The sequence below is a fragment of the Rhizobium sp. 25PS6 genome (assembly GCF_032464655.1).
GTDB lineage: Bacteria > Pseudomonadota > Alphaproteobacteria > Rhizobiales > Rhizobiaceae > Rhizobium > Rhizobium laguerreae.
Genome location: NZ_JAWDIV010000024.1, coordinates 114,354 through 120,657 on the forward strand (window position 1 = coordinate 114,354; position 6,304 = coordinate 120,657).

Consider the following 6,304-nt stretch of genomic DNA (forward strand, 5'->3'; position numbering starts at 1 on the left):
GCCGCATCCTTGACATTTGAGGCGCCTGGCGAGCTTGGCGAGAGACAGGTCATCGCCGTAGCGCCGGGCAATTTCCTGCCGGTCGATAGATGTTTCGTGAAGGCATCTGCGGCAACGAGCATGGATGATATACCACCGCGGCAGGGTCGACAGCGTTTCCTTTTCGATTTCGACTGCATGGCTATCAGGGGGTGCGAGCTCAATACTGCGGCGATGTTTCATGCCCGTTCGACAGTCGGTGTCCATCTACGTGTCATGCCGCAGTTCATCCCTCTTTCCGCAAGAGCAAGCTGAAGCCGCAGGTGACGGCAATCCAGCAGCAATGTCGTAATGGCGGAGCGGATGTCCCCATCGTGAAAGGCGACAACTGCGTCGACTTCTCCTCTCAGCGCTTCTTCTGCCAGTTTTTCAGCTATCTGCGGACGCACGACCTCGCTCTCCTTCAGAGTTTCCACCGCAAGTTTTCAGATTGGCGGCCACTAAGCCGATGTTCCTATTATGTTCCGCTCGGCTCGCGAGTCAAGAGTGGCCGAAGCGGAGTTTCCGTCGCTTTTAAACGGAAACAGTTCGAGAGCCCCGGTTGCCGTTGCAGAGCCTATGAAGGTCGAAGAGAATCTTGCACGTTCGGAGCTAACGCCAACCGAGGAGCGCGCCTATATGTTGAGGCTCAAGATATCTGGGAGCAGATGAGTTCTGGGAAAATTTCTCCCGGCATTCCGAAGGGGAGAGGCTCTCATCGCGTCGAAAACTGGAGAAGCATAGATGAACAGATTTCAGGCATTTGTAGCAGCCGCGGCAATCAGCCTTGCCGCCATGACCTCGGCCTGCTCGACACCACCAAATTCATATGGCTCAGCATCAGGATATCAGCCGGGCGATTCAATGAACCCAGCCTGTGCGGATGGATTCCGACCCGGCGACGGCCGTTCATGCAGCTACTAGAGGCCGGCGTCTGTTTGTCGGTACAAGCATGCGCTGTCCGGACGCTTCAGCGCTCAGGTTCCTGAAGCGTGAAATCGGCGTGGCACCGGCGGGCTATTTCGCCGGTTGGCGACCCGCAACATAAGCGCGCCAGCCGGTGATTTTATCGAGCATGCCTGCTCTCGTGGTTGTACAGTGCGCGATGGCGGAATCGTCCGTCATGGATCTTTTCTACTTGTTCGCGCGACCGCGCTGTTTGGGGTTTATGCCGCCAAATCGGTTGGTGTCGTTGGCCACATCGCCTTCTTCAGTGTTCTGCCCGGCAATATCGTCCGCGCCCGTGTCACGATGCAGCCCCTTCGATTGTCCGATACCCGGATCTCGCTCGAGATCTGCGTCGGTAGGGCGAGTTGACTTGGGATGTTTGGAAGTCATGATTATCCTCCGTTCCGTTGCCTGGATGCAAAACAGCGACCGGCTGCGAGAGTTCCAGTGAAAGCGGAATTAAGCGGGCATATTGGGTGTTTTAATCAGAACACTCAGGGGCGGCTGATCGCTTCTAGACCAGCCTGTCGTTGTCGCAATACCCTTGCGCACCGTTGTGCGATCTGTTTAGGCCGCAGCCTGCACCGGCTCGAAATCGATGTCGAGGACCGCGTCGAGTTGGCGGTCCAGGAAGCGCTCCGGGATACTCTTCACCACGCGATTGCGAAGTGGAACAACGAGTGGATTTTGCCACTGGGCCACCTTTGCGTAGAGGCGGGACCCGGAGGCGAGGCGATGCGCGCGACCGACGCGCCGGGCATCGTATTCGTGCAGGGTCTCATCGATCGGAAGGCGGCCGAGAAGCGATGCGAGTACCGCTGCATCCTCTATCGACAAGCCCGCGCCCTGTCCGAGATCGGGCGTCACGGCATGAGCAGCATCGCCGAGCAGGACAATTCTGCCATGCGTGAAGGACGGCATGGGGTCGAGATCCTCGATGTCAGTCCAGATCACGGCGTCTGAAGAGGTGCTGGCGAGCACCTCCGGAACAGGATCGTGGAATTCGGCAAACATGGCCTGGAGTTCGGTGAGCCCAATCTTGGCCAAGTCAGGATCCTTGATTCTGCGGGCGCCGCAGCACGCGAACCAGTAGATCCGTTCGCCCGGAATGGCGGCCAGGCCGATACGTTTGCCGGCAGCACCCCAACTCTCCGAGAGGCGGGTCGGATCAAATCCCGCCGGTATTCCAGGCGAGATTGCGCGCCAGCACGTATAGCGCGCGAAACGCTCACGCGCTTCGCGGAATACCGCCTTGCGTATGGCGGAATGGACGCCATCGCAGGCAAGCACGAGGTCGGCTTCGACGGTATGGCCATTTGCAAACCTCAGTACGGCACCGGCCTCATGCGTTCGTGCGCCCACGCATTCCATGCCGAGGCGAATGGCTGATTGAGGCGCCGCCGATAACAGAGCGTGGTGCAAGCCGCCGCGATGAAGCACCACCATGCTGAGATGGCCATAGCGCTGGCTGAAGTCCGCCAGGTCCGTCGTCTGCAGCACGTCACCGCTGTGATCCAACAAAGCGATGCAGTCAATATGCTGCGCCTCGGCGAGCACGGCATCATACAGACCGAGCGTGCGCAAGGCGCGCAACGCATTGGCGCTGAGGCTCAGGCCCGCCCCGATCGGATTTAACTCCGTCGCCTGTTCATAGATTTCGACCTCGTGGCCGATGAGGCGAAGACCCCTTGCCATAGCCAAACCTGCAATGCCAGCGCCGACGATGACGATGCGCATGATGTCGCTCCCCATGCCGTGAGTTGCTGTTGAGACCGAACGCCTAACGTTCCTGGAGCGTTCCACCGACCTGAGAAATCGATCAAGTAACTCAACGGCGGAGGGCGAGCGAACCGGCTGCCGATACCGTGAACGACCTCGGCTACACGGCGCGAATTTCCAATTGAAGCGTTTGTCTTGACGGCGTCGCCCTTGCCGGGGGCGGCGCCCGCTCCAAATCAAGTGCCAATGTTATCAAAGGCGGAACGATGCTCATTCAGCCAGTTGATTACTTTCTGCTTGTTTGGTTTGCACTTGCCCTTGCGTCCACCTTGTACGTTGCCTGGGACCAGCACGCCAACAATCCCGAGCCGGTGGTGATGAAGTGGGGCTTCATCCTCGTCACGCTCTACCTCGGTCCCTTCGGGTTGCTGATCTATGTGCTCGCCGACAAGGAGCCACGGCCGGGCACGCACGAGGAGTTCGTCAAACCGTTGTGGAAGCAGGGCATCGGCTCCACGATCCACTGTGTGGCGGGAGATGCCACCGGTATCATCATCGCCGCGGTGATCGTCGCGCTACTGGGTCTGCCAATGTGGCTCGACCTGATCGTCGAGTACATCGCCGGGTTCGCGGTCGGCCTCTTCATCTTCCAGGCCCTCTTCATGAAGAACATGATGGGCGGCACCTACTGGGAAAACGTACGAAAGTCCTTCCTGCCTGAGTTCATCTCCATGAATTTCATGATGGCCGGCATGGCGCCCGTCATGAGCTTCCTGATGATGGGCCGCGATATGCGCGCCATGGAACCGACCGAATTCCTATTCTGGGGTGTCATGTCGTTGGGCGTCATGGCCGGGTTCGCCTTCGCCTACCCATCCAATGTCTGGATGGTCGCCCGTGGTCTCAAGCACGGTCTGATGACCGATCGCGGCGATTCGGATGATGCCAAGCATGCGCGCGAAAACCGTTCGGAGCCCGCCGTACCAGCGCATGAGCCGAAGCAAAACCATCAACACGCGGCGATGGAAGCTCCGCGGTCGCCGCGTCGCGGCAGCGCTCCCCATCATGATGGCCACGGTTCCGACCACGACATGGTCCCGGATGCGCCTGTGCCACAACTCGCCGCCGTTGGCGGCATTTCGCTGATGTTGTTGCTGATCGGGATGGTCGCCCCTGCCAACTGGGTCAATATGACGTTGAGTGCGCGCGATGTAGGGGGCGCCATCATGCCGCCGGGCATGATCATGGATCGCGACACGCCGGCCGAGGCAATGCTGGATATGGCGGCGATCCATCCGCGCTATATCACTGCTACCTATGGCCTCGACACGCGCGGCGACCGTGTGCTCGAACCGCGCATCGAGGATGGCGTCAAGGTCTTCAATATGGAGACTAAGGTCGTTCGCTGGACGATTCTGCCCGGGATCACGGTCGACGCCTACACCTTCAATGGCCAGCTACCCGGTCCACGGCTTCAGATCCATGAGGGTGATCGCGTCCGCATCAACGTGAAAAACAGCTTGCCCGAAAGCACGTCAGTGCATTGGCACGGCTTGGTCCTTCCCAATGAGATGGACGGACCGGCAGAAATCACCCAACCGCCGATCGATCCGGGCGAGACCTACGTCTACGAATTTACTGCCGGGCAGTCGGGTTCATATTTCTATCACTCGCACGACCACGTCGACCGGCAGCAGGCTCTGGGCCTCTATGGCGCGCTGATGATCGATCCGGCGCAAGCCGATCCGACCACGATGGCAGACCGCGAATATGTCATTCTCTTGCAGGAATGGCTGAAGCGCGAGGGCCTCACCTATCCAGCCATGCCGATGGATGGCGGGCAGCCCAACTACTTTACCATCAACGGCCGTGCCTATCCCGAAACCGACATCATCAAAATAAAGGTCGGCGAAACCCTGAAGGTGCGCTTTGTCGGGTCGAACAATGGCTTCATCCATCCGATGCATATTCATGGTGGACCGTTCACCGTCGTTGCCCGTGACGGCATCAACCTCTCGCCAACAGCGCGCTTTGAGGCCGACACCGTCAATGTCGGCCCAGGACAGCGCTACGACGTTATCTGGACGGCGCTCAATCCCGGCAAATGGCTCATTCACTGCCACATCGGGCACCACACGACCAACAACAATACCGAAAGCGAAGGGGGCGGCGGCCTGATGATGGTCATCGAGGTCGAGGCCTGACAAAAAACACCGCCGCAGCACCGACCCGCCACGTGCTGCAGCGGTCAGGCACGTCTCTGCGCACTGCTGCGGTCAACCTTCCCCTTCCGCCGCGATGCGGCGGGCGCCGGAAGACCGATCTCGCTCGTCCTCCCGTGGCCAACACCAGCGGCGAGCCGGCCGGTCGTTATTTGAATGCCAATCCACCGCTACCGTTTTTTCCGGAGGTCAGCTGGCAAAGCGTCGATGAGTTGATGCACTTTCCCGGTGGCGAACGCGATGTCCTCGCGCGGCAGATGGACTGTGATCTCAATCTCTTCCCACCTGCCGCCATGGTCTTTTGCGAACCTGACCGCGGCTTCCAAAGATGTGAATTGCACGGCCGGTGCCTTGGCGGTCCAGAACTGCACGCTGCAGTCCGCCGCACTGTAATCTAAAAATGCTTTTTCGGGATCGAGAGCCATGGTCTTTGCTGTACACCTCCGGCGGTTGGTTGGCCAGCGAATGCCTACCTGTCGTAGATGCTGCAGCCGTTCATCGGAGGTTAATCCTCATTAACCCAGAATCGCAGCCTGAAAGGATGCGCCGATGAAGATGCTTTTTTCCTCACTTGCAGTCATGGTCTTGTCTGCATCTTTCGCCCTGCCGCTAAACGCCGCGCCGATCGTTGTGCCGAATGCAGTACATATGCACACCCTCGACGTCGAGCAGGTCAAACACCGTCGCCACGGTAATGGACATGCGTATGGCCACTGGAAGAAACACCGGTACGCTTACCGCGACTGCCGGTATTACGGCTCGTGCTATCGTCCGCGGTATTACGGCAGTCGCGACTATTACGGCTATCGCGACCATTACCCGTATCGTCGTCGGTCAGGTGTGACCGTGTATTTCGATTTTTAGCCGGTAGTAGCGACAGAACGGTCTTGGAGAACAAGAAAGGTCGGGCGAATGCTCGCGCCGACCCTTCTTTGATTGCGTCAGCACAGTGCCAGTACATCCGTGGTCACCAGCAAAAGCCATCTGATAGATTGAATTTATGCGCCTCGTGAATTTTCGCAAGGATTAGGGGGTGCCGATTTAGGGCTAGGTGAGGGAGGCGCAATAACCACGGTACGACGAGAGGTACGACACGCGCTCTGAGGGCGATAGTTGCTTGGCCGATCCGACCCGTCGATCATCGGGGCGACCGCAAAACCTTAGTGTCATATTTTTCCTATATCGACTGCTTTCTCAAATGTGGTTCGATGCACCAACGGGAATGTTCCGTTGCCCCTTCGGTCCCGTCCATACCCCAAAAAAACGAAACGCTGACGTCCGCTGCCATCAGTTTTGATCGCATATGCTTTGCGCTCCAGGCGCATTTCAAAAGCGGGAGGGAAAGTGAGGAAGAAAGCGCCTGCATTCGGAGTTATCAACGAAACAGGCGCTTAACT

At 58.6% G+C, this 6,304-nt stretch carries 7 protein-coding genes; 3 read left to right on the plus strand and 4 right to left on the minus strand.

The features are described from left to right. Positions 1–218 precede the first annotated feature (218 nt). Entirely contained in the window at positions 219–455 is a 237-nt protein-coding gene (locus RWK44_RS29110; protein WP_221945891.1) for a hypothetical protein, read from the minus strand. Positions 456–762: 307 nt separating this feature from the next. Between RWK44_RS29110 and RWK44_RS29115 the strand changes: the two genes are divergently transcribed. Then, positions 763–942, plus strand: coding sequence for a hypothetical protein (locus tag RWK44_RS29115; RefSeq protein ID WP_020049667.1), 180 nt, complete (start codon positions 763–765; stop codon positions 940–942). A gap of 210 nt (positions 943–1,152) precedes the next feature. On the opposite strand, the gene RWK44_RS29120 is transcribed toward RWK44_RS29115, so the two are convergent. Beyond that, positions 1,153–1,356, minus strand: a complete 204-nt coding sequence (locus tag RWK44_RS29120) for a hypothetical protein (protein ID WP_168281720.1) — start codon at positions 1,354–1,356, stop codon at positions 1,153–1,155. Between the two features lie 177 nt (positions 1,357–1,533). Next, complete coding sequence (locus RWK44_RS29125; protein WP_316029802.1) at positions 1,534–2,703, minus strand: FAD-dependent monooxygenase; 1,170 nt, start codon at positions 2,701–2,703, stop codon at positions 1,534–1,536. A gap of 248 nt (positions 2,704–2,951) precedes the next feature. Here RWK44_RS29125 and RWK44_RS29130 point away from each other — a divergent pair, with 248 nt between their 5' ends. Next, positions 2,952–4,889 carry a DUF4396 domain-containing protein gene (locus RWK44_RS29130; protein ID WP_316029803.1) on the plus strand — a complete coding sequence of 646 codons (1,938 nt, stop codon included), beginning with the start codon at positions 2,952–2,954 and terminating at the stop codon, positions 4,887–4,889. A gap of 188 nt (positions 4,890–5,077) precedes the next feature. Here RWK44_RS29130 and RWK44_RS29135 read toward each other — a convergent pair whose 3' ends face one another. Continuing rightward, entirely contained in the window at positions 5,078–5,332 is a 255-nt protein-coding gene (locus RWK44_RS29135) for a hypothetical protein (RefSeq protein WP_131663869.1), read from the minus strand. Between the two features lie 124 nt (positions 5,333–5,456). On the opposite strand from RWK44_RS29135, the gene RWK44_RS29140 reads away from it, so the two are divergent. Next, entirely contained in the window at positions 5,457–5,771 is a 315-nt protein-coding gene (locus tag RWK44_RS29140; protein WP_168302854.1) for a hypothetical protein, read from the plus strand. The last annotated feature ends 533 nt before the right edge of the window (positions 5,772–6,304 follow it).

Excerpts from the sequence above, each read along its gene's own strand:
- RWK44_RS29115 (WP_020049667.1), top strand. The coding sequence starts at position 763 with ATGAACAGATTTCAGGCATTTGTAGCAGCCGCGGCAATCAGCCTTGCC.
- RWK44_RS29120 (WP_168281720.1), bottom strand. The coding sequence starts at position 1,356 with ATGACTTCCAAACATCCCAAGTCAACTCGCCCTACCGACGCAGATCTC.
- RWK44_RS29125 (WP_316029802.1), bottom strand. The coding sequence starts at position 2,703 with ATGCGCATCGTCATCGTCGGCGCTGGCATTGCAGGTTTGGCTATGGCA.
- RWK44_RS29130 (WP_316029803.1), top strand. The coding sequence starts at position 2,952 with ATGCTCATTCAGCCAGTTGATTACTTTCTGCTTGTTTGGTTTGCACTT.
- RWK44_RS29135 (WP_131663869.1), bottom strand. The coding sequence starts at position 5,332 with ATGGCTCTCGATCCCGAAAAAGCATTTTTAGATTACAGTGCGGCGGAC.
- RWK44_RS29140 (WP_168302854.1), top strand. The coding sequence starts at position 5,457 with ATGAAGATGCTTTTTTCCTCACTTGCAGTCATGGTCTTGTCTGCATCT.